The organism is Halobaculum limi, assembly GCF_029490015.1.
GTDB lineage: Archaea > Halobacteriota > Halobacteria > Halobacteriales > Haloferacaceae > Halobaculum > Halobaculum limi.
The window spans coordinates 1812607-1833712 of record NZ_CP120468.1 but is presented as its reverse complement, the minus strand read 5'-3'; the positions used below and the strand labels follow the sequence as shown (position 1 = coordinate 1833712).

Below are 21106 nucleotides of genomic sequence, written 5' to 3'. Positions count from 1 at the left end.
CCGAATAACTATTGATTCGAGATCGAATGAATTCCTCGTGCAGCCAGAAATCGGCCTCCTCACGCCTGCTCGTGCCGCTTCGACGAATGTCGTACCACAGTTTTACGGGTGTCGAACAACAGGGTGGAAGTAAGATGGCAACCACGCACGCCGACCACCGCGAAACGACCGACCCCGAGGCCGAGGCGACGCCGATGACGCACGTTCCGAACGAAGTGTCGTCCCCCCGCGCGAAACTCGTCTATCTGTATCTCGCGACACACGGTGCGGTCGACGAGGACGACCTCTGTGACGGTCTGTCGATGAAGCGCATCTCGCTGTACTCCATCCTCAAGACGCTTCGCGAGGCCGGTCACGTCGAGAAGACCGACGGTCGCTACGCGCTGGCGTAACGGACTTTTTCTGCTGCTCAGGCACCTGTCACGGCTTCGAAGCCGATGCTATCCACAGGCGAGTCACGAGGGAACGGCGGCTACGGGGATCGGTCGGAAAGAGAGAGGTAAACAGCGGTACCGCAGGTCGCTGGCTCACCGGCCCTGCGGTGCGTCCGGCGGGTTACCCGCCGAGGAAGTCCTTGCGGACCTGTTCGTCGTTGAGGAGTGCCTCGCCGGTGTCGACGTACGCGTTCTCGCCGTTCACGAGGACGTAGCCGCGGTCACACCGCCGGAGTGCCTGTTTCGCATTCTGCTCGACCATCATGATGGCCGTGCCGTCGTCGTTGATGCGGTCAATACGGTCGAACATCTCCTGGACGAGGTCCGGTGCGAGGCCGGCACTGGGTTCGTCGAGGAGAAGCAGGTCGGGGTCGAGCATCAGCGCTCGGCCCATCGCGAGCATCTGCCGTTGCCCGCCGGACATCGTCCCCGCACGCTGTGTCGAACGCTCCTCTAGGATCGGGAATCGGTCGTACACCCACTCGATCTGATCTTCGGGGACCTCGTCGAGGATGTACGCGCCCATCTCGAGGTTCTCGCGGACCGTGAGGCTCTCGAAGATGTTGTCGTTCTGTGGGACGTAACCGATCCCTTGGTGGATGATCTCTTCGGGCGGGAGGCCGTGGATCTGTTCGCCCGCGAACTCGACGGTGCCACCCATGTACGTCGTCAACCCGAAGACGGACTTCATCACGGTCGACTTGCCAGCGCCGTTCGGACCGACGATGGTGACGTACTCGCCGTCGCCCACGTCCATATCGACGTCAGTGAGGATCTGGAGGTCGCCGTAGCCAGCGTCTAAGTCGCGGACGCGGAGGAGGCTGTCCTCCGGGAACGCCGCGTCGCTCGCGCGGGTCGCCCCGGTGGTCGCGTCGTCCACGGCAGTCGCAGCGTCGCTCTCGGCGTCCGCGTCGACTTCAGCGACAGCGTCGTCGGCGCTCATACGTCACCTCCGAGGTACGCCTCGACGACGCGTTCGTCGGCGGTGACCTGTTCGGGCGTGCCCTCCGCGAGCACCGACCCCTGATGCATGACGATGACGTGTTCGCAGTTGTTCATGATGACGTCCATATCGTGTTCGACGAACAGGAACGTGTTCCCCATCTCCCGGAGTTCGTGGACGCGGTCGAGGAGTTTCTCCTCGAGTGTGGGGTTCACGCCTGCAAGCGGTTCGTCCAGCAACACCATCTCGGGGTCGGTCATCAGCGCGCGCGCCATCTCCAGCAGTTTGCGCTGGCCGCCCGAGAGCGTCCCCGCGTACTCCTCCGCGAGGTGGTCTATCTCGAAGAACTCCAACTGCTGCCACGCGCGTTCGAGTAGTTCCTCCTCCTGTTCGATGACGCGGTCGCGCAGGCCCGGTAGCAGCGAGTAACTCAGTCGCTCGCCACGCTGTGCCGCCGGTGCGAGCATCATATTCTCCAGCACGGTCATATCTGGGAGTTCGCGTGCGATCTGGAACGTCCGCACGAGGCCCTGCTGGGCAATCTCGTGAGGCTCCATTCCTGTGATGTCGTTCCCGCGGAACGTCACCCGGCCAGATGTAGGCGTGTGGACGCCCGTGATGCAGTTGAACGTCGTCGACTTCCCGGCGCCGTTGGGGCCGATGAGGCCCGTGAGCGACCCCTCCGCGACGGAGAAACTCGCGTCGTCGACGGCGGTGATGCCACCGAACGTCTTGCGCAGGTTCTCGACGACCAGTGGGTGGTCCTCGTGGTCGCGCGCGCCCTGCGGGGCCGCCGCGGCACCGCCTTGGTCTGTCGCTCCGTCCGTCTCTGCCGTGGTGTCGGTGTCGGTACTCATTGGTCACCTCCGTCCGCCGAGTCGGTCGTGTGGCCGCTGCCGCCGTCCGCGACCGGGTCGGTGGCACCCTTTCCGCCGCCGCCGCTTCCTGCGGGACGCGTCAGCGGAATCGCTGCGGCCTCCTCTTTCCGGTGGCCGAGTAGGCCCTCCGGACGGGTCTGCATCAACACGACGAGGATGACACCCACGAGGATGAATCGGAGCGCAGAGATGTTGCCCATCATATACGCGAGGAACGGGAGCACCTCTCCCTCGACGAACGGTCCGATGGCCGCGGGGAACGTTGACGGCGTGTCGCCGAAGTCGACGAAGTTGGTGAGGACACGGCGCACGTACACCGGCCCTTCCCAGATGAGGCCGGCGAACAGCGCACCGCCGAGAACGCTCCCGGTGTTGGAGCCAGCGCCGCCGATGATCAGCGCGACCCAGATGTAGAACGTGATGATCGGCCGGAACGCGCCGGGGTTGGTGAACCCCTGACTCCCCTGCCAGAGGATGCCGCCCAGCCCCATCAGCCCACAGCCGAACATGAACGCGACGATCTTGAACTTCCGCGTGTCCTTGCCGAGCGACTGCGCGACGATTTCGTCTTCGCGGATCGCTTTCAGCACGCGACCAAACGGGGAGTTCCCGGTTCGAACCAGCAGGACGTAGAACAGGCCGACGAACGCGAACAGGACGGCGACGTACGCCCAGTTGACGATCACGGGCGGTTCGACGACCAAGTCGAGCGTGAACTCGGGGAGCGGAACGACGCCGAGCAGGAACGAGTTCGGTGGGATGAGCGTCACCCGGAGTCCCTCGAACAGCGGGAACAGCACCGACCCGAGCAACGCCGGCGCCGCGCCGGGGTCGAAACTCTCGTAGAACAGCAACCGCACTGGGTTGCCCGGCATCGTCTTACCGGTCGCACCCCCGGTCCCGGTCGTGATGCCCGCAACCGTGAACTCCTGTAACGCGCGAGAGTTGAGCGTCAGGCGAATGATCTCCGAGAGCGCGACCGTGACGATAGCGAAGTAGTCGGCACGCAGTCGGAGCGCGGGAAGCGCGGCGACGAGGCCGACGACGGACGCAGCGAGCACCCCGCCGACGATGCCGATGGGGAGCGGTAGGCCGAGTCCGGGGACGCCGGTCGGCCCAGCGTCGACGGGCGTCGAGAGGATCGCCATCACGTACACGCCGACGGCCATGAAGCCCGCGATACCGATGTTGAAGATGCCGGCGTACCCCCAGTGGAGATTCAGCGCCAGCACCATCATCGCGTAGACGGCGGTGAAGAACAACACCGAGCCGATAGCGCCCGCGAGGCCGTTGAACGGGAGGCCGAGTGCGACCGCGAACAGGAAGAAGATGACGACGACGTGTCCGAGAATGATGAGGAGTTTGTCGGCGTCAGAATCCATCCAGCGGTCTTCGAGCCACGCCACGTACGGCTCCGCCGGCGGTGCGGTTGCGGCGTACAGGACGGCGACCGTCACCGCGAGGTAGACGAACCACACGAGACTCCCGCCGATGGGCAGCGAGCCGAGGTCGAACCCGACCACCAGCGCGAACACCAGCGCGCCCACGAGGAGGTGTCCCAGCGCGGTCCCCCACGCGACAGCGCCGCCTTCTGCCCACTGCTGGCGGAACCACTGCCGATACGGCGTCCAGCCGGGAATCTCTCGCCCGTCCGCGTCGCTCGTGTCCGGTTCGGTCGATCCCGCGGTCGGCTCGGCGGTATCGCCACTCATGCAGTCGTCACCCCGGAGAACAGTCCTTCAGGCTTGAACAGGAGGACGAAGATCATAACGGCGAAGGCGGCGACGGTGGAGAATTCGCTGGGAATCCACACCAGCGAGAGGCTCTGTGCCAAGCCCATCGTGATGCCGCCGAACATCGCGCCGTAGATGGATCCGATACCGCCGAGGATGACGGCCGCGAAGATGAGAAGCAGGAGGATCCAGCCGAACTGGAAGTTCATCGCACCGCGCTCGAGTGCAATGAGGAACCCGCCAGCACCCGCGAGGCCACCGCCGATGATCCAGGTGAAGCGGACGACGCGCTCGGTCGGGATGCCCGTGACGCGTGCGAGGTCCTCGTTGTCGGCCATCGCACGCATCGCCTTCCCGAGTTTCGTCGTCTGCAACAGGAGGTGGACGCCCAACATGAGCGCCGCAGCGATGACGACGAGCGTGAGTTCGTGTCCGCCGATGTCGAGCGATCCGCTACCCAGCGCAATCGAGAACTCCGGCACCGACTGTGCGTTCGTCAGCCCCCGGGTGCGCTGTCCGAACACGATGTAGATCGTGTACCGAAGCGCGAGTGCGACCCCGATGGAGGCGATGAGCAGGGAGATGCCCTCCTCGTCGCGCATCGGTTTGTATACGACCCGGTCGATGAACAGCGAGAGCAGCACCGCCGAGACCGCCGCGACGATGAGGCCCGCGAGGATCGCAAGCGGCGTCGACACGATAGAGACGCCCAGATCCGTCGTCGACACCGACCCGATGAACAACAGGGTCGACAGGTCGAACTGGCCGACGCCAGCGAACAGCCACGTGACCGCCCACCCGGCGAACGCGCCGGAGGTGACGTAGTCGCCGTGGCTGAAGTTCGCGAAGTTCAGAATACTGTACGTCATCGACAGCCCAACGCCGGCCAGCCCGATAGAAAGGCCGACGACGAGGCCGTCCCAGAGGAACGTTGCCAATTGCGACGTAGACAGTCCGCCCGGCGACGCCAGTTGCCGGACAATATCGAACCCGAGGATCCCGAGGATGGCGACCACGACGAGGACGAATGGCCGCTTGAGGGCGAGGTCCCTGCTACGTGCGTACGTTTCGCTAATGCCCATTGTTGTACTCTCTCACGATTTGAGACGATTCGCGAGGCACTTAACCGTTCTCTCAAGCGCCGTACGGCGTCGGCTTTCCGACAGGAATGGATCGACCCCGCCTCTGACACAGGCGCAAGGGCCAAGCAAGCGGGCTACCAACTACTGTCAGATGACAACCGATCAGGGGAACACGGACGGGCAGGAACACGCTTCCGACCGTGTCGTCGTCGAACCCGGTCGGATCGAGGACGCCGAGACCGTCGCGGGCCTGTGGGTCGACCTCGCCCGCGACCAGCGAGCGTACGGCTCACACCTGCTACCTGAGGAGAATCGCCAAGCGGCCGTCGACTCCATCGCGCGTGCGGTCGTCTCTCGCGGCCTGTTCGTCGCTATCGACTGCACCGACGAGGTGTCGCCCGAAGACGGCGACATCGTTGGGTTCGTCTCGTTCGGGCAAGACTCCGGTCGGTACGAACAGAACGTGACCACGGGCACGATATACAACCTCTACGTCCGACCGGGGTACCGCGACGAGGGTATCGGAGCACGGTTGCTGACACACGCGGAGGCCGCGTTCGCGGAGTCAGGCGTCGACGTGGTTTGTCTCGAAGCGATGGCGGGCAACGTCGGCGCCCGTCGCTTTTACGAACGCCACGGCTACGACCAACACCGCGTGGAGTTGGAGAAGTTGCTGACCGACGACCCGAAGCGATAGCGATTAAACGGAGGCCGAAGTACACTCGACCGCGCCGGGGGAGCATGGGCGGTGCATGCACTCGACTTGTAATCGAGACTTCGCGGGTTCAAATCCCGCCCCCGGCTTTTCTCTAGTGGCACGGAATATTCTCGTCAGGTTCTCACACGAGTAGTGTCACCGCCGAACGAGGTCGCGGATCCGCTCGGATCGTGGTCGCTATCGGTGACCTTCTCGTAAGCACAGTAACAGTTCACGCGCTCCTGGGTCTACCTATGAGCGACCAGACGGTAGACACGGTGGCAGTCCCCGTCGACGGCGTCGAACTCGAGGGTGAGCTAACACTCCCTGCGGGTGCGATTGGCCTCGTCGTGTTCGCACACGGGAGCGGCAGCAGCAGACACAGTCCACGGAACAACTTCGTCGCGCAGGTGCTCCGTAGCCACGGACTGGGGACGTTTCTGTTCGATCTGCTCACCGAGACAGAAGATCGTGAGTACGAGACCCGATTCGACATCGACCTCCTCACCGAGCGTCTCCTCGCGGTAACCGAGTGGCTTCGCGGACGCGAGGAGACGCGCGACTTGCACATAGGGTACTTCGGGTCGAGCACGGGTGCCGCCGCCGCCCTTCGAGCGGCAGCGACCCGCGGGGACGACGTCGACGCCGTCGTGTCCCGCGGTGGTCGCGTCGACCTCGCAACAGAGCGACTCCCCGAGGTGACTGCCGCGACGTTGTTGGTCGTCGGCGGTGCCGACACGGCCGTGTTGGAACTCAACCGTGCTGCACAGGGCGCGCTCACGTGCCCCAACGCGCTCGAAGTCGTCGACGACGCGGGTCATCTCTTCGAGGGAACGGGGGAACTCGAAGTGGTCGCAGAACTCGCTGCCGACTGGTTCGAACAGGAACTCTCCTGAACGCTCCTCGTGCGGAACACGGCAGCATCATCGGCGGCCATCCACGACACGGTCGACTGTGATCCGCCGCCGAGAGACGAACAGCGGTTCGAACTCCGAGGCGGATCGTTACTCCACGTCGATGTCGATCGACCGAGCCTCCTCGGCTTCGACCTTCGGGAGGGTGACGGTGAGGACGCCGTTCTTCATCCGGGCGTTCACCTGCTCTTTGTCCACGTCGCCCGGGAGCCGAATCGACCGCTGCATCGACTCGCGGCGACGCTCGTGGCGGATGTACTGTTCTTCCGCTTGGTCGACTGCCTCCTCGTGGTCGGCGTCGATGTGCAGCGTCCGATCCGTCACACGGACGTCGATGTCGTCTCTGTCGAACCCCGGCAGGTCGACGGTCACCACGAACTCCGCGTCGTGGTCTGCCACGTCGACCGGCATCGCCTCGAACTTCGCGGTCAACTTTCCGATCCGCCCCTCTGGTTCCCACACGTACGGCGATTCTTCGAACTGTCGGCTCATTCGTTCGAGCAGTTCCTCTAACTCCTCGAACGGGTTTCTGGACGTGCTCATATCGGCTCTCCAGATCGAAGGTACGACAATGTCAATCAAATATCATCGTGGCCGTTGTTGTGAGGTGAGAATACCCCGTCTACAGAGCCGGGGACACTGCTTCTCTCGTCGCTGCCACTCGCACTAGGGGCTGTGGAGAGACGATCAGTTGCGACTCGACGGCAGCCTCAACCATAGTTGTCCACTCACTCAACGGGCAAAGTTCCAGAAACAAGTCCCCAACCCGCTGAAATGGACCCGCGGTACGTACCGAGTCGTAGACGCTGACGTGGTCGGTGCGGTGTGTGCCCCGTCGTACCCCCGTCCGCCGTGGCCCACCCTCACCCCTGGCTTTAGACCACCTCCCCGTGACCGGCCCGTATGAACGTCCTCGTCATCGGCGGCACAGGCCTCATCAGCACCGGCATCACCCGTCAGTTGGTCGATGCAGGCCACAGCGTGACGTGCTTCACGCGCGGGCAGACCGAGGCGACGCTTCCGGAGGCAGTCGAGTTCGTCCACGGCGACCGTGACAACGCGACCGTGCTCCGGGACGCCCGCGACCGCGTCGACCCCGATTGCGTGATCGATATGGTGTGTTTCGACCCCGAGCAGGCGTCGGCCGCCGTCGACGTGTTCGACGGCATCGAGCAGTACGTCTTCTGCTCGACGGTCGACGTGTACCATCGCCCGCTTCCGACCAACCCCGTCACGGAGGACGCACCCACGACGCCGCCGGTGAGCGAGTACGGCGCGAACAAGGCCGCTTGTGAGGAAGTGTTCGCGGCCGCCCACGGCGATGCCTTCGACGTGACGACGATCCGGCCGTGGAGTACGTACGGCGAGGGCGGGTCGGTGTTGCACACCTTCGGCGGCGGCACCTACTACCTCGACCGTCTCCGGAAGGGGAAGCCGGTCGTCGTCCACGGTGACGGGCAGTCGCTGTGGGGGCCGTGTCACCGCGACGACGTCGCGAGTGCGTTCGTCGCGGCCGTCGAGACGCCCGCCGCCCGCGGCGAGACGTATCACGTCACCAGCGAAGAGGTCATCACCTGGAACCAGTATCACCACGTCGTCGCCGACGCACTCGGCGCGCCCGAACCTGACCTCGTTCACATTCCGACCGACGCGCTACTCGAGGCCGCTCCCGAACGAACTGAGGGGCTGAAGAACCACTTCCAGTTCTCCACGGTGTTCGACAACGCGAAGGCTCGCCGCGACCTCGAGTTCGAGTACACAATCTCGTTCAGAGAAGGTGTCGAACGGACGATCGACCATTTGGAATCCGCGGGGCGTATCGATCCGTGGGACAGCGAGAACGACGACACGATCATCGGGGCGTGGCGGTCCGCGCGGTCGGCGTTCGTGGCCGACTCACACGAAAGGTGAACAGCGGTGCGTGCCAGTAGGACGTACTACATTCCGAACAGTCACCTGATCGATCACGTCGACAAAGACAGATGTCGGAGGGCTCCCGAGTCGCTCGTGTGTCAGGCTCAAAAAGCGGGTGATGGGTTGGAGTTCACCCGCGAGCCGATAACCGGAGTCGGCCGCGCCGTGGAGAACGCGGCTCGGACAGTGCGGTGCGATGGCGACAGCCTGTGGGGCCCTACCGAGGGCCGATTCGAGTCCGCCGTCGACCGCCGGGGAGCGGCCAGGTTGCGGCACTCGATGTCCGCTCGTTTCCAGGGGGGCGACGAGACCCTGTCGACGAGCAACCTGTAGGATGGCCGCCGGGCGTATAGTTATCCGCTCGTTAGTCGTTTGCCTACAGACTGACGTCAGATTGCAACAGCCGTGGGACAGACGAGACGTGCGAGTACGCCGCGATAGACAGTTACAGCCACGTCACGGCCGAATCCCGAAGCCATCGGGACACCAAGAGGAGTCGGGTAAGTACGGTACTAACCGTTCGAGTTCCGGGTCGGAACCGTTTTTGCAGACCGTAGTCGTCCCCCGAGCGCAGATCCGTCCACGGAACGCCCGTCCACGGCGTCGACGTCGGGCCTGAAACCCGATGTCGGCACTTTGATGGCCCGCGAGACGTCATCGCGCTTCGGTTCGGGTGCTGTGAGTCCTACTACCCGTGTTCACAGTGCCACGACGCCGTCACTGCCCACGATTCAGAGCCGTGGCCGCGTCCCCGCTTCGCTGACCCTGCCGTACTGTGTGGCGTCTGTGGCGAACGCCTCTCCGTCGACGCGTATCTCGCCGCCGACTTCGCGTGTCCGGCGTGTTCGGCCGCGTTCAATCCCGGCTGTGCTACCCACTACAACCGCTACTTCGAGGGCGTCTCCGCACGCGAAGAGTGACCACCCACTAACGCTCGACGCGCCGCGCCTCGTCGGCGACCGCTGCCACCGGTATCTTCAAGCGTCGCACGGACCACCTCCCTCCGTGAGCGACGACGCGCCCGTCGAACCGCTCGACGACGACCTGACGAAAGAACTCGAGGACCCACCGACCGACCTCGACGAGGAACTCGACGACGCGGCCGACGAACTCAGCGGACTCGACACGGAGATACAGGGGCTGATCGGTTCCGTCCGCGAGGACACCGATGCCCTCCGACTCGCCGTCCGATACGAGGGGCAGTCTATCGAACCGCTGTTCGTTCGTGGGGACGTCCGCGAGCAGTTCCCACCCGCCGACCTCCGCCAGCGGATGGAAGAACTGACACTCAAGGGACTCGGTGAACCGGCACAGGAGGCCAGCCTCTACGACTTCGGGAGCCTCGATGCGACGATTCGCTGGTACGACGAGGTGCTGGTCGCGGTGTTCCCCTCCGGCGAGTGGTCGGGGATGATGTTCGTGTTCGACCGACAGGAGTCGCCGCTGGTGGATCTGGTCGGAGAGTTCCTCTCGGACGACTGACCGCGGTCGGCGCTCTCACCACTCGGTCCACGACCGAGGCCCGAAGTCGCCGCCGCGAACGCGCAGTTCCGGTCCGTTCTCGCCTTGTCTCGTCTCGACGACTGCATCACACAGTTGTGTGAACCGTTCGGCCGGTTCCGGGTTCGACGCGACAGTATCGAGTGTGTACACGCCGATGCAGTCGGCACCGTTGACCCGACCGGAGACGACGTGCATAAACTGGTACACCCGTCGGAGGTCGGCGTACATCAACAGCGTCGACAGCGAGTGGATGCCGAGCGACCCACGAATTCGCTCGTCCGCGCGATACCACTCGTAGAGGTGGCCGCTCGCGGCGATACCGATGCCGGTGAGGTCACCCGGCCCGCTCACGTGCGTCACCTCGTCGGTGTCGCGAGTGGCGGCCATCGACCGCTGCCGAGAGATACAGTCGACGAACGTCAGCCCCCACTCCTTGCCGTGGCGTGTGTGAAACTGCTCTCGGAGGACGTCTGGTTGGTGTTTCGTCGTCACCAACACGGTTTCCGGGTCGGGCGCGGCCCCGAGCAACTCCAGCAGGACGTCGCGTTTCCCAGTGAGGCCTGGTCCGGCGACCAGGACGTTCGTCCCCGGTGATAGCTCTCCCGGCCGTAGCGGCGTCAGCGTCGAGCGACTGTCACCTACTCCACCGGTCACGCCAGTACGACGGGAGGGAGGACACAAAGCGTTTGTCCGTTGGGTCGGTCGATTCGGTCGTCAGAGCCGAGACAGACCGGCACCCACCAGTGTCGTCGATGCCGGCGACGGGAGTCTTAACCGCCGCCAGCGCCTGTGATCGGATATGGTTGAGACCGAGACTGCGACGTTCGGCGGCGGCTGTTTCTGGTGTATCGAGGCGGCGCTGAAGGAACTCGACGGCGTCCACGAGGTTACCTCCGGCTACGCCGGCGGCCACGTCGAGAACCCCACCTACGAGGCGGTGTGCCGCGAAGAGACCGGCCACGCCGAGGTCGTGCGCGTCGAGTACGACCCCGAGACCATCACGTACGCCGACCTGCTGGGCGTGTTCTTCACCGTCCACGACCCGACGACGCTGAACCGACAGGGACCGGACGTTGGGTCGCAGTATCGCTCGATCGTCCTCTACGAGACGGACGACCAGCGTGACATCGTCGAGCGGTTCGTCGTCGAACTCGAAGCGGAGGGCGCGTACGACGACGACATCGTCACCGAACTCGAACCGCTCGACGCCTTCTACGAGGCCGAGCAGTACCACCAGGATTACTACGAAAAGAACCCCGACGACCGCTACTGCTCGTTCAACGCCGAACCCAAGATTCGGAAGGTACGCGAGAAGTTCGCGGACCTCGTCCGTCAGGAACAGCGAGCCTGAACCCACCCCCTGTATCGGTTTCAGCGTAGCACTGCCCCCGCCTCGTCACCGTATTCACCCGATACTGACCACAACGATTCCTTATCACATAGGATGGCCGACATCGGCCGCGAGTCGGGCGGTCTGCCGTGGTCGCCGTCGTGGTCGCACACACGCAGTAAGCCGAGTGAAACCAGCGTGGGTGGTTGCGTTCGGGCGCGTAGCGAATGTATAATTTTGTTCACACGGTGGCGACGAGACTGTAGTCGTTCAGACGCCGGACGGCAGCCCAGCTATGACGCACTCGTTCATCCGCAGCGTTCCGGGGGGAATCGCGCACGACGACCGACGGAGTGACCCACACGGCGAGGGCGACCGACGATGACCGGACCGCGAACCGTCGGGTCGCGCCTCGTCGTGCTGTTGGTGACTGTCGCCGTCGTCACCGGAACCGGCGGCGTCGGCGTTGTCGCGGGTGGAACGCCTGCCGCACTGGCCGGTGACGACGCGCTGACTGGCGGCGAGGTAGGTTCACTCGCACTCGCCGCGGGAGCCGACAGCCCTGCTCGTCTCACCTCCGGCGGCGGCAACACCTCCGATCACGGAGCGACGGGTGACCCCTCCAACGGAGCCACCAGCCAGTCCATCTCGCAGATCAGTTCGTGTGGGGTCATCGACGACCCCGGCGTGTACGAACTGGTCGACGACATCGAGGCGGACATCTCCGGCGTCTGTCTCCACATCCGGTCGTCGAACGTTGTATTCGACGGGAACGGGCACACGATATCCGGCGATAGCGTCGACCGTTCGACCGGGATTCTCGTGTACAACGCGTCACGTGACGACTCCGCAGACGTGCCAGTGGAGAACGTCACGGTTCGAAACGTCGAGGTCTCCGAGTGGTACTGGGGTCTGGAGGTCGGAACCATCGCCGGGAGCGGAACGAGCGCCCGCGTCGTCGGCGTCACCGCCACCGACAACGTCGTCTCGGGCATCTCCTTCAGCGAGGTCGACGACACACAGATACGTGACGTGACGGCGAACGGGAACCGCTTCGGCGTCTACTTCTGGGAGACGTACGACGTCGACGTCCGTGATGTGACCGTCCGCGACAACGACCGCACGGGGCTGTATCTCGCGCAGAACGTCGGACGGAGCACCTTCACCGGAGTCACCGCGACCGGCAACGGCGCCGAGTGTGACACCTGCGCGGCCGTTCGCCTCAGCGACGACGTGGAGTCCAATCGCATCGAGAACAGTCAGATCGCAGACAACGAGGGACCGGGCATCAGCTTCTCGGACAGCTACAACAACACCATCGCCGACACCGTCGTCGAATCCAACGGCGGTCCAGGCGTCGTCGCAGACTACGCCGGCGGCGACCGCCTCGCGAACGTCGTCTTGCGCGGCAACGACGGGGCACAACTCCGCGCGGCGCAAGACGAGTTAGGACTCTCACGTGTGACCGTCGGCGACGTGGTGACCACCTCGTTCGTCGCGGGAAGCGCCCAGTTCTCGTACGACGAGGACGACCCGTTCGAACTCGACACCGTCGCACGCGCCGACGTGCCCGGAGGGCTTCCGGGCGCGGCGGCCGCCAGCGAGGGGTTCGCCGTCGAGCGACTGCCCGCACCGATGCGGGTGTCGTTCCGCCTCGACAGCGCGAACTACACCGACGACGAGGTCGACCTGTGGCGGTACGACGGCACCGACTGGTCGCGGGTCGCCGTCGGCAGTGTGAACGGCGACCGATTCGCCGCGACGATTCGAACGAGTGGCGTGTTCGTTCCGGTCGTTGTCGACGGCGACGGCGACGACGGTGACGATGGCGACACCGAACCGTCGCTGCTGGAAATCCTCTCGACCGAGGAGAATCAGTTCGACTACGAAATCGTCGTGGATGGAACCGCCGAAAAAACCGCGACTAACGACGTGTCTGCCGACTCTGGCGACGAAATCGTCGACAACGGTGACGGAACCGTGACGATCCGTGGATCGACGGGAGGAAACTCCGGCGACGCGTTTACCATCACCGGCGAGGTCGTCTCCGTCGAAATCTCGGGCGTCAGCGACGGGTACGAACTCCTCCTCGATGGTGAGGACGTCCCGAGCGACCTCGTGACGGACGATAGCGACGACGCAGACGACGGTGACGGTAGCGACGACGGAGAATCCGAAGAGTCGGTCCTAGAGATACTCTCGACCGAGGAGAACCAGTTCGACTACGAAATCGTCGTGGATGGAAGTGCTGAGAAGACCGCGACTGCGGACGTCGCCGCCGACTCCGGCGATGAAGTCGTCGACAACGGCGACGGCACGGTGACGCTTCGCGGGTCGACGGGAGGCAACTCCGGAGATGCGTTTACGATCACCGGCGACATCGTCTCGGTCGAGATTTCGGGAGTGAGTGACGGGTACGAACTCCTCCTCGACGGGGAAGAAGTCCCGAGCGACATCGTGACCGACGACAGTGACGACGCAGATGATGGCGACGATAGCGACGACAGCGACGACGCAGATGACGGCGACGATAGCGACGACAGCGACGACGCAGATGACGGCGACGATACTGATGACGCAGACGACGGAGAACCCGAAGAGTCGGTCTTAGAGATCCTCTCGACCGAAGAGAACCAGTTCGACTACGAAATCGTCGTCGACGGGAGCGCATCGAAAACCGCCACCGACGACGTCGCCGCCGACTCCGGTGATTCGATCACCAGTAACGGGGATGGAACAGTGACGATCAGTGGGTCGACCGGTGGCAACTCCGGCGACGCGTTCACCATCACCGGCGAGGTCGTCTCCGTCGAGATTTCGGGCGTCAGCGACGGCTACGAGATTCTCGTCGACGGCGACGAACTGCCAGGCGACATCGTGACCGACGACGGCGACGACGCAGACGACGGTGATGATGCCGACGACAGCGACGAGTCGGTTCTGGAGATACTCTCGACCGAAGAGAACCAGTTCGACTACGAAATCGTCGTGGATGGAAGTGCTGAGAAGACTGCGACCGACGACGTCGCCGCCGACTCCGGGGACTCGGTCACCGTCAACGGTGACGGGACGGTGACCATCCGGGGGTCGACCGGGGGCAACTCGGGTGACGCGTTCACCATCACCGGCGACATCGTCTCGGTCGAAATCAGCGGCGTCGACGACGGCTACGAAATAATCCTCGACGGCGAGGACGTGACCGACGAGGTGACCGACTGAGCAGGGAGCAAACTGCGAGTCGGCTACAAGACGTACGGCCCGCGCTGGCGAATTGGCTCTCCGTGCGGCCGCCCGGACACCGCGGCGACGCGAAGGCTACCCTCAGTCGCGACCGACACCGACTGCGCCGTCGTGACTGGCAGTACGTCACCCGACGCGAACGCGTTCCCGTTCACCGTCCCGTTGCCGTCGATACCGAACAGGAAGCCGACCCAGTCGTCGGGGACGGTCAACGTCCACTCGTCGTCGACACGGGCGTCGAGGTACTCCATCGGTGTGTGCAGGTCGAGGGGAGAACCGTCACCGACGACGGTCGTCACAGTCGCACCGTCGACCTGTTCGGTGGGGAGGTCGCCGGCGGCCGCGTCGGTGTAGTCCGCGTCGACCGCTTTCTTGTCGCGAGGGAGGTTGACCCACAGTTGGAGGCCCGAACAGCCAGCGTCGTCGGCGGGAAACTCCGAGTGGCGGATCCCACTGCCGGTCGTGATCCGCATCGCGTCGCCGGCGCGGGCGGTGTGTGAGACGCCCAGTGAGTCCTCGTGTTCCATCCCGCCCTCGAGCATGTACGAGACGATTTCGAACCCGCGGTGCGGGTGCATCGGAAAGCCCGCGTCGGGGTCGATGTAGAAGCGCTCGAACAGTACGAACGGGTCGAGGTTCTCGGGGTACGCCTCGGTGGGAAACGCCCGGGTCGAGTTCACGCCGGTCCCGTGTCTGACTCGGCCGCCGGGCAGTGGAGTTGGATCGCTCATCGAGAGGCAGTCACCGTTCGGGACGTCGCGACCGAGAGACATAACCACCCTGTCACCGGAAGGTCACTCCCGACTGGTTCAGATGGGGTAGGTCGTTCGGATCTCAGATACGCTCCTTCGATGACGAAGGATGCCCCCGAAGTAGTCTACAGACGGTTGTCTGATGGCTATCACCACTGTCGGTAACGTTATGCCTACCAACCGTAGAGCCTCCGCCAATGGATTCGGATGATCCGATCACGAGAGCGATCCTGTCGGACTCGGTGTACGAACGACTCCGAGCAGGACGCTTTGGGTGGTTCAAACAGCCGCTGTCGAGAAAGTTGACTGTACAGGGCTACCTTCTGCACGTACTTGCCGCCATCCTCCCTATTCTGGCGCTGCTTCCGCCGGAGATCAAACAGGCGTACTTCAGCAGGTCGGTAGTCGGTGCCGCACCGAAGGTGGCGGTGCTCGCACTCGTCGCCGTCACGGTCATCGGCACTGCCGGCGCCGGTCTCTCTGCTGTCGGCGCGTTCCGTCTGTGGCGCGGCGACGACTTCGACGAGCACACCGCTCAGTCGGTCCTCAACTTCGAGGATCTGTGCTCAATGCTCGGCCTCGCGACCGGGACCATCGCCACCGTCGCGACGTACCTGTTCGTCCTCGTGGGGTTCGGTGGCGGTAAGACGCTCCAAGCGTGGATCGCTACCGGCGGCGGCAACCCCTACGCCCCGAGCGGGTACGGCCTCAACGTCGGCACCGTCGCCGTCACGGCGCTGTGCATCGGCGTCGTCCTGCAGGTGGTCTCGACGTACCTGTATGCGCGCGGCCTGACGGAGGCGGACATCCACCTGTGATCGGGCGGCCACTCGGTCCGTGTGTCTGGTGTTTCGGGTAGCGAGATGACCGAACGTTTTGTGCGAGGGGGGCCGTATCCGTGTGTATGGACGGATCAGATCAGTTCTTCCTCCTCGTGGTACTCGTGACGTTCGCGCTCATCGCATTCGGCATCGTCCTAAGTCTCGTCTAACTGTCGGTCGGCGACGAGTGGCGACAAAAAATCGATCGGTCGAACGCGGTTCGGGCGTACCGCTCAGATGCGCGGTTCGACGTCCTCGGCTTCCTCCAGTGAACGGTTGTGAAGCGCATCGCCCGTCTGGGCGTCGAACAGGTGGATGGCGTCTTCGGGGAAGCGAGCGACGACACGCTGGCCGCCCTCGATACGACGCATCCCACCGACGGTCGCGACGAACGGGTCAGAGGGGTCCTCGCCGAAGCCGAGGTACACCGCGTTCTCGTTGCCCATCGGTTCGACCACGTCGACGACGGTGTCGAACTCGTCGGCCGCACTCGCCTTGACGCCGACGTTCACTTCGATATCCTCCGGTCGGATGCCGAGTGTCACCTCGGTCGCGTCGCCCAAATCCTCACGAACCTCCGGCGAGAGGACGTACTCGAAGGCGTCGGCGACGAGTCGGTCGCCCTCGACGGTCGTCTCGAAGAAGTTCATCGCCGGTTCGCCGATGAATCCACCGACGAAGCGATTGGCTGGGCGGTGGTAACACTCCAACGGCGTCCCTACCTGCTGGAGTTCCCCGCCGTCGAGGACGGCGATGCGGTCGCCCATCGTCATCGCCTCCGTCTGGTCGTGCGTGACGTAGACGGTCGTGGTTCCCAGATCCTCTTGGATGCGCTGGAGTTCCGTCCGCATCTGCGAGCGGAGTTTGGCGTCGAGATTCGACAACGGTTCGTCCATCAGGAACACCTCTGGTTCGCGGACGATTGCGCGACCCAGTGCGACACGCTGCTGTTGGCCACCGGACAACTCGCTCGGCTTGCGGTCGAGCAGTTCGGGAATGTTGAGCAGTGCCGCGGCGTTCTCGACGCGGGATTCGATCTCGTCGTCCGGGAGGTCGGTCGACTCCTCCAGCCCGAACGACATATTCTGTCGCGTCGTCATATGCGGGTACAGCGCGTACGACTGAAACACCATCGCGATGTCCCGGTCTTGCGGCTTCTTCCCCGCGATGGAGCGGCCGGCGAGGCGAATGTCGCCGCCGGAGATCGTCTCCAGTCCGGCGATCATCCGCAGCGTCGTCGATTTCCCACAGCCTGACGGACCGACGAGGACGAGAAACTCTCCGTCCTCGATATCGATCGTTACGTCGTCGACGGCGACGATATCGCTGCCGTCGTCGTCGGTGAACACCTTCCGTACGTCGTCGAGTTCGAGTCGTGCCATAGCTACTGTCCCCCCGTCTGTCCCCCGCGGGGCTGGGTCGGTCGGTCAACTGGCGATGCGTCGGACGGCGCGAGCGTGGTCCCCGTTCGGGTCGCGGCCTCCCGCTGGTCGGCCTCGCACCTCACGTCGCCACCCCCTCGGCGAACTCCTCGCCGAACAGGACGTACACGATGAGCGTCGGCAACGCGGCGATGAATGCCCCGGCCATCCGCAGTGCGAAGTCCTGTCCCTCCATCGACTCTCCGAGACCAGCGAGGATGAGCACGACCGGCGCGGCCGGGCTCGACTCGGTGGACACGAGGATGAGCGCGAACAGCAGGTCGTTCCAGATCTGTGTGAACTGGTAGATGAGAACGACCGCGAACATCGGCGTCGAGATGGGGAAGATGATCCGGCGGTACACCCGGCGGAACGACGCCCCGTCGAGGCGTGCGGCCTCGACCATCTCCCCGCTAATGTTGCTGTAGTACGAGCGGAACAGCACCATACAGATGGGGATACCGTACGCGACGTGTGTGATCACCAGTTCGATGATCCCGGTGTACGCACTGGAGATGCCGAGTGCCCAGACTGGCGCGAGGAGTTCCCGCAGCGGCACGGAGCCCCAGAACTGCGAGAGCGGCACCAGCACCGCCTGGTACGGGATGAAGATGCCCGCGACGAACAGCGCGAGCACCGGCGCTTTGTACCGCGCACGCCAGTCGGCCTGCGTCAGGCCGAACGCCGCGAAACTCCCCAGCATCGCGGAGATGATAGTCGCGGGGACGGCGTACAGCGCGCTGTTGATCATCCCGCGACTCAGCGCCTGGAACGCGGTCTGCCACTTCTCCAGCGTGAAGTACCGCCCCGGCGGCGGCGCGAACGGCAGCGTCGAACTGATTCCCTCCGGGTTCGTCTTGAACGCGGTGACGAGGCCGGATTCGATGGGTGCGAGGTAGAACGCCGTCAGCCCCAGCACCGTTGCGTACAGACCGACGCGGTACGGGTCGATGGCGGCCAGGTCCTCGCGGACCCCGGCGAGTGCTCCTTGCTGGTCGGTGTCGGTTGCGTCGCTCATAGTTCACCCTGCGAGTACTGGTAGTATAGGTACGGGCCGATGATCGAGATGGCCATCAAGAACAGGATGATCGCGATGGCCGACGCGTACGCCCAATTGTTCACGCTGTACGCCTCGCGGACCATCTTGGTCGCGAGGATGTCTGCACCGTTCGGCGGCCGGTAGCCGCTGACCAGCGAGTAGAGGAAGTCGAACGCCTTCAGCGCGAACACCATCAGGACGATGGCGGCGCTGATGGTCGACCCCTTCAACTGCGGGATGATCACCCGCCAGTACATCTTCAGCGTCGACGCGCCGTCGACGCGGGCGGCCTCGTAGTGTTCGGTCGGAATGGCGCGAAGCCCCGCGAGGTACACGACCATCGTGTACCCCGAGAACTGCCACACGAGCGCGAACACCACCGCCCACAAGACGATCTGTGAGTTACCGATCCAGTCGATCGGTCCGATCCCGAACGTCCCGAGGAGGATGTTGACGACGCCGTTGTTGAAGTTGTACATCCACAGCCAGAACTGCGCCGTCACCACGAACGAGAGGCTCATCGGGAGCAGGTAGATGGTGCGGAACGTGTTCTCGAAGCGGATGTTGCGGTCGATGAGGATGGCGAGCATCATCCCGACGATGAGCGCAACTGCCGTGAACGCGACGACCAACAGGAAGGTGTTGACTGTCGCGTCGATGACGCCCGAGTCGCCGATGGCACGGGCGTACATCTCGAAGTCGAGGTCGGAGTAGTCGGGACCGATGAACCCCTGGTAATCCGTCAGCGAGATAACGAAGTTCCACGCGATAGCGCCGTAGACGAACAGCGCCATCAGCAGGAACGGCGGGAGCCAGAACGGGGCCGACTCCGCGAAGTCCTCGCCGAAGCGGTCGTCGAGACGGTCGAGCAGCCCCTCCGAGCGGGTGGCCGTCCCGCCGTCGGTCACGACCAGCCCGTCGTCGTCCGTGCCCGCCGGGTCGTCTTCGGCGTCGTCACTCGCCGGGCCCCCGCGTCCGACGACGCGGCGGATCCGGGTCCGTTGGTTCGAAAGAAAATCGCGCATAACGACGCGTTCAGTTGGAGACCGCGTCGACGAAGCCGTCGGTGGCTGCCTCGACGTTGTACGGGCCAGAGAACTCGCTGGAGATGACGTCGTTCAGCGTCGAACGCGTCTCCGCGGAGATGCCCAGGCCGTGCTGGATGTTCGGGGGCCGCTGGTCGGCCTCTTCGAAGTCCATCGCCGTCTCCTGCAGGTACGGCCCGAACTCGGACATATCGACGTCCGTCCGGGTCGGGATGGAGCCTTTGAACTGGTTGAACGCGACCTGAGCGTCTTCGCCGCCGACGAACTCAAGCCACGTGCGGGTGTTCTCAGGGGACGGGTTGTTGGACGGGTAGAGGAACGAGTCGAAGTGGAGCGTGTACATCCCCTCCGTGCCGGGGAACGTCTTGAAGCCCCAGTCCTCGTTGTAGTTGAAGTCCTCGGCGTTCCGGTAGGCACCGGCGGCCCAGTTGCCCTGGTGGATGAACGCCGCGTTGCCGTTGATGATGTTCTGGTTGGACTCGGTCAGGCCGATGGACGCGGAGTCCTCGTTGATGTAGTTCTCGAACACCGTGGCGAGCGCTTCGAACGCACCCTGCACATCCTCGCGAGCGGGATCGCCGTTCACGAAGTTCATATAGCCGTCGTAGCCGGCCGTCGACAGCAGCATCACGCCGAACAACTGCGTCTTCGTCCAGGTCCCGCTGCCACCGTGGGTCATCGGAATCTTGTCCGTCTCGCTGGCGACCGTCTCCAAGGCGTCGAGCAGGTCCTGTGCGCTCGTCAGCGAGGAGGGGTCGACGCCCGCCTCCTCGACGACGGCGGTGTTGTAGAACAGGCAGTTCAGGCGGTGGGAACCCAGCGGGACGGCGCGGAACGCGCCGTTGTACTGGTGCAGTTCGACTGCCTCGTCGATGTGGCTGTCGGTGAAGCCTGTCTCCTCCCAGAGGTCGGAGATGTCACCGAGGACGCCCTCGTAGCGGGCGAGGTTGGGGCCCGGCCAGTTCGCGAACGAACTCGGCGGGTTGTCGTTCTGTAGGCGGTTCGCGACGACGGCGTCCAGGTTCTGGTTACCACCGCCGCCGATGGGGTTCATGTCGAGTTCCACGTCGGAGTGGGCCTCGTTGAACGCCTCCTCTAACGCCTCTGCTGCGCGTTGTCCGTCGCCACCGGTCCAGCCGTGGAGCACCTCGACGGGGGCGTCGCCGCCACCGCCGCCGCCTCCGCCGGTACAGCCAGCCAGTCCGATCATGCCCGCGGCACCGAGGCCGCCAGCACCCTTCAGTACGTCACGCCGAGTTGGGCTCGTGTCCTTCATAATAGATCCTCCAGCGTGGAGTCACTCGAATGTTTCCCACCATCCTGTTTAACCGTTGCGTATTTACTCTGTCAAGAGTGAAA

The 21106-nt window shown here is 64.3% G+C and carries 19 protein-coding genes, 1 tRNA gene and 1 pseudogene; 10 read left to right on the top strand and 11 right to left on the bottom strand.

The window, feature by feature from the left end; all coding sequences use genetic code 11:
* Positions 1 to 134 precede the first annotated feature (134 nt).
* Positions 135 to 392 carry a MarR family transcriptional regulator gene (locus tag P0D77_RS09135; RefSeq protein ID WP_432764796.1) on the top strand — a complete coding sequence of 86 codons (258 nt, stop codon included), beginning with the start codon at positions 135 to 137 and terminating at the stop codon, positions 390 to 392.
* Between the two features lie 163 nt (positions 393 to 555).
* Here P0D77_RS09135 and P0D77_RS09130 read toward each other — a convergent pair whose 3' ends face one another.
* From P0D77_RS09130 to P0D77_RS09115, 4 genes are read right to left on the bottom strand one after another with little or no spacing between them, the layout of a single operon-like run.
* On the bottom strand, positions 556 to 1377 hold the full coding sequence (locus P0D77_RS09130; protein WP_277552698.1) for an ABC transporter ATP-binding protein: 822 nt from the start codon (positions 1375 to 1377) through the stop codon (positions 556 to 558).
* The gene (locus P0D77_RS09125; RefSeq protein ID WP_277552696.1) at positions 1374 to 2234 is read right to left on the bottom strand and encodes an ABC transporter ATP-binding protein; all 861 of its coding nucleotides are present in this window, start codon (positions 2232 to 2234) and stop codon (positions 1374 to 1376) included. Before P0D77_RS09125 ends, P0D77_RS09130 begins: the two co-directional genes overlap by 4 nt.
* Positions 2231 to 3967, bottom strand: a complete 1737-nt coding sequence (locus tag P0D77_RS09120) for a branched-chain amino acid ABC transporter permease (RefSeq protein ID WP_277552695.1) — start codon at positions 3965 to 3967, stop codon at positions 2231 to 2233. Before P0D77_RS09120 ends, P0D77_RS09125 begins: the two co-directional genes overlap by 4 nt.
* The gene (locus P0D77_RS09115; protein WP_277552694.1) at positions 3964 to 5070 is read right to left on the bottom strand and encodes a branched-chain amino acid ABC transporter permease; all 1107 of its coding nucleotides are present in this window, start codon (positions 5068 to 5070) and stop codon (positions 3964 to 3966) included. The genes P0D77_RS09120 and P0D77_RS09115 overlap by 4 nt, the downstream gene beginning before the upstream one ends.
* A gap of 151 nt (positions 5071 to 5221) precedes the next feature.
* Here P0D77_RS09115 and P0D77_RS09110 point away from each other — a divergent pair, with 151 nt between their 5' ends.
* From P0D77_RS09110 to P0D77_RS09100, 3 genes are all read left to right on the top strand, one after another.
* Positions 5222 to 5767: a GNAT family N-acetyltransferase gene (locus P0D77_RS09110; RefSeq protein WP_277552692.1), complete on the top strand. Its 546-nt coding sequence runs from the start codon at positions 5222 to 5224 to the stop codon at positions 5765 to 5767.
* Positions 5768 to 5800: 33 nt separating this feature from the next.
* A tRNA-Thr gene (locus P0D77_RS09105) sits at positions 5801 to 5874 on the top strand.
* Between the two features lie 147 nt (positions 5875 to 6021).
* Positions 6022 to 6663, top strand: coding sequence for a dienelactone hydrolase family protein (locus tag P0D77_RS09100; protein WP_277552690.1), 642 nt, complete (start codon positions 6022 to 6024; stop codon positions 6661 to 6663).
* A gap of 108 nt (positions 6664 to 6771) precedes the next feature.
* Here P0D77_RS09100 and hsp14 read toward each other — a convergent pair whose 3' ends face one another.
* Positions 6772 to 7224 carry an archaeal heat shock protein Hsp14 gene (gene hsp14 / locus P0D77_RS09095; protein ID WP_277552689.1) on the bottom strand — a complete coding sequence of 151 codons (453 nt, stop codon included), beginning with the start codon at positions 7222 to 7224 and terminating at the stop codon, positions 6772 to 6774.
* 360 nt (positions 7225 to 7584) lie between these two features.
* Between hsp14 and P0D77_RS09090 the strand changes: the two genes are divergently transcribed.
* The 3 genes and pseudogenes from P0D77_RS09090 (at position 7585) to P0D77_RS09080 (ending at position 10077) form a co-directional block, all read left to right on the top strand.
* A complete protein-coding gene (locus P0D77_RS09090) occupies positions 7585 to 8592 on the top strand; it encodes an NAD-dependent epimerase/dehydratase family protein (protein ID WP_277552687.1) in 1008 nt (335 codons plus the stop codon).
* Between the two features lie 593 nt (positions 8593 to 9185).
* Positions 9186 to 9515 (top strand): annotated as a pseudogene (locus P0D77_RS09085) (CHY zinc finger protein); the annotation flags it as partial.
* A gap of 85 nt (positions 9516 to 9600) precedes the next feature.
* Positions 9601 to 10077, top strand: a complete 477-nt coding sequence (locus P0D77_RS09080; protein ID WP_277552685.1) for a DUF7522 family protein — start codon at positions 9601 to 9603, stop codon at positions 10075 to 10077.
* Positions 10078 to 10092: 15 nt separating this feature from the next.
* On the opposite strand, the gene P0D77_RS09075 is transcribed toward P0D77_RS09080, so the two are convergent.
* Entirely contained in the window at positions 10093 to 10752 is a 660-nt protein-coding gene (locus tag P0D77_RS09075; RefSeq protein WP_277552683.1) for a DUF7504 family protein, read from the bottom strand.
* Positions 10753 to 10897: 145 nt separating this feature from the next.
* On the opposite strand from P0D77_RS09075, the gene msrA reads away from it, so the two are divergent.
* On the top strand, positions 10898 to 11449 hold the full coding sequence (gene msrA / locus P0D77_RS09070) for a peptide-methionine (S)-S-oxide reductase MsrA (protein WP_277552681.1): 552 nt from the start codon (positions 10898 to 10900) through the stop codon (positions 11447 to 11449).
* A 360-nt stretch (positions 11450 to 11809) separates the two neighbouring features.
* Positions 11810 to 14647, top strand: coding sequence for a right-handed parallel beta-helix repeat-containing protein (locus P0D77_RS09065; RefSeq protein WP_277552679.1), 2838 nt, complete (start codon positions 11810 to 11812; stop codon positions 14645 to 14647).
* 23 nt (positions 14648 to 14670) lie between these two features.
* On the opposite strand, the gene P0D77_RS09060 is transcribed toward P0D77_RS09065, so the two are convergent.
* Positions 14671 to 15399: a pirin family protein gene (locus tag P0D77_RS09060; RefSeq protein ID WP_277552678.1), complete on the bottom strand. Its 729-nt coding sequence runs from the start codon at positions 15397 to 15399 to the stop codon at positions 14671 to 14673.
* 218 nt (positions 15400 to 15617) lie between these two features.
* Between P0D77_RS09060 and P0D77_RS09055 the strand changes: the two genes are divergently transcribed.
* Positions 15618 to 16238: a hypothetical protein gene (locus P0D77_RS09055; protein WP_277552677.1), complete on the top strand. Its 621-nt coding sequence runs from the start codon at positions 15618 to 15620 to the stop codon at positions 16236 to 16238.
* 236 nt (positions 16239 to 16474) lie between these two features.
* On the opposite strand, the gene P0D77_RS09050 is transcribed toward P0D77_RS09055, so the two are convergent.
* From P0D77_RS09050 to P0D77_RS09035, 4 genes are all read right to left on the bottom strand, one after another.
* Entirely contained in the window at positions 16475 to 17623 is a 1149-nt protein-coding gene (locus P0D77_RS09050; protein WP_277552674.1) for an ABC transporter ATP-binding protein, read from the bottom strand.
* Positions 17624 to 17744: 121 nt separating this feature from the next.
* On the bottom strand, positions 17745 to 18680 hold the full coding sequence (locus P0D77_RS09045) for a carbohydrate ABC transporter permease (RefSeq protein ID WP_277552673.1): 936 nt from the start codon (positions 18678 to 18680) through the stop codon (positions 17745 to 17747).
* Positions 18677 to 19726, bottom strand: a complete 1050-nt coding sequence (locus P0D77_RS09040; RefSeq protein ID WP_277552671.1) for a carbohydrate ABC transporter permease — start codon at positions 19724 to 19726, stop codon at positions 18677 to 18679. The genes P0D77_RS09045 and P0D77_RS09040 overlap by 4 nt, the downstream gene beginning before the upstream one ends.
* A 10-nt stretch (positions 19727 to 19736) precedes the next feature.
* Positions 19737 to 21023 (bottom strand): ABC transporter substrate-binding protein, encoded by a 1287-nt coding sequence (locus P0D77_RS09035; protein ID WP_432764795.1) that lies wholly within the window; start codon positions 21021 to 21023, stop codon positions 19737 to 19739.
* Positions 21024 to 21106: the final 83 nt, after the last annotated feature.

Excerpts from the sequence above, each read along its gene's own strand:
- P0D77_RS09135 (WP_432764796.1), top strand. The coding sequence starts at position 135 with ATGGCAACCACGCACGCCGACCACCGCGAAACGACCGACCCCGAGGCC.
- P0D77_RS09130 (WP_277552698.1), bottom strand. The coding sequence starts at position 1,377 with ATGAGCGCCGACGACGCTGTCGCTGAAGTCGACGCGGACGCCGAGAGC.
- P0D77_RS09125 (WP_277552696.1), bottom strand. The coding sequence starts at position 2,234 with ATGAGTACCGACACCGACACCACGGCAGAGACGGACGGAGCGACAGAC.
- P0D77_RS09120 (WP_277552695.1), bottom strand. The coding sequence starts at position 3,967 with ATGAGTGGCGATACCGCCGAGCCGACCGCGGGATCGACCGAACCGGAC.
- P0D77_RS09115 (WP_277552694.1), bottom strand. The coding sequence starts at position 5,070 with ATGGGCATTAGCGAAACGTACGCACGTAGCAGGGACCTCGCCCTCAAG.
- P0D77_RS09110 (WP_277552692.1), top strand. The coding sequence starts at position 5,222 with ATGACAACCGATCAGGGGAACACGGACGGGCAGGAACACGCTTCCGAC.
- P0D77_RS09100 (WP_277552690.1), top strand. The coding sequence starts at position 6,022 with ATGAGCGACCAGACGGTAGACACGGTGGCAGTCCCCGTCGACGGCGTC.
- hsp14 (WP_277552689.1), bottom strand. The coding sequence starts at position 7,224 with ATGAGCACGTCCAGAAACCCGTTCGAGGAGTTAGAGGAACTGCTCGAA.
- P0D77_RS09090 (WP_277552687.1), top strand. The coding sequence starts at position 7,585 with ATGAACGTCCTCGTCATCGGCGGCACAGGCCTCATCAGCACCGGCATC.
- msrA (WP_277552681.1), top strand. The coding sequence starts at position 10,898 with ATGGTTGAGACCGAGACTGCGACGTTCGGCGGCGGCTGTTTCTGGTGT.
- P0D77_RS09065 (WP_277552679.1), top strand. The coding sequence starts at position 11,810 with ATGACCGGACCGCGAACCGTCGGGTCGCGCCTCGTCGTGCTGTTGGTG.
- P0D77_RS09060 (WP_277552678.1), bottom strand. The coding sequence starts at position 15,399 with ATGAGCGATCCAACTCCACTGCCCGGCGGCCGAGTCAGACACGGGACC.
- P0D77_RS09055 (WP_277552677.1), top strand. The coding sequence starts at position 15,618 with ATGGATTCGGATGATCCGATCACGAGAGCGATCCTGTCGGACTCGGTG.
- P0D77_RS09050 (WP_277552674.1), bottom strand. The coding sequence starts at position 17,623 with ATGGCACGACTCGAACTCGACGACGTACGGAAGGTGTTCACCGACGAC.
- P0D77_RS09045 (WP_277552673.1), bottom strand. The coding sequence starts at position 18,680 with ATGAGCGACGCAACCGACACCGACCAGCAAGGAGCACTCGCCGGGGTC.
- P0D77_RS09040 (WP_277552671.1), bottom strand. The coding sequence starts at position 19,726 with ATGCGCGATTTTCTTTCGAACCAACGGACCCGGATCCGCCGCGTCGTC.
- P0D77_RS09035 (WP_432764795.1), bottom strand. The coding sequence starts at position 21,023 with ATGAAGGACACGAGCCCAACTCGGCGTGACGTACTGAAGGGTGCTGGC.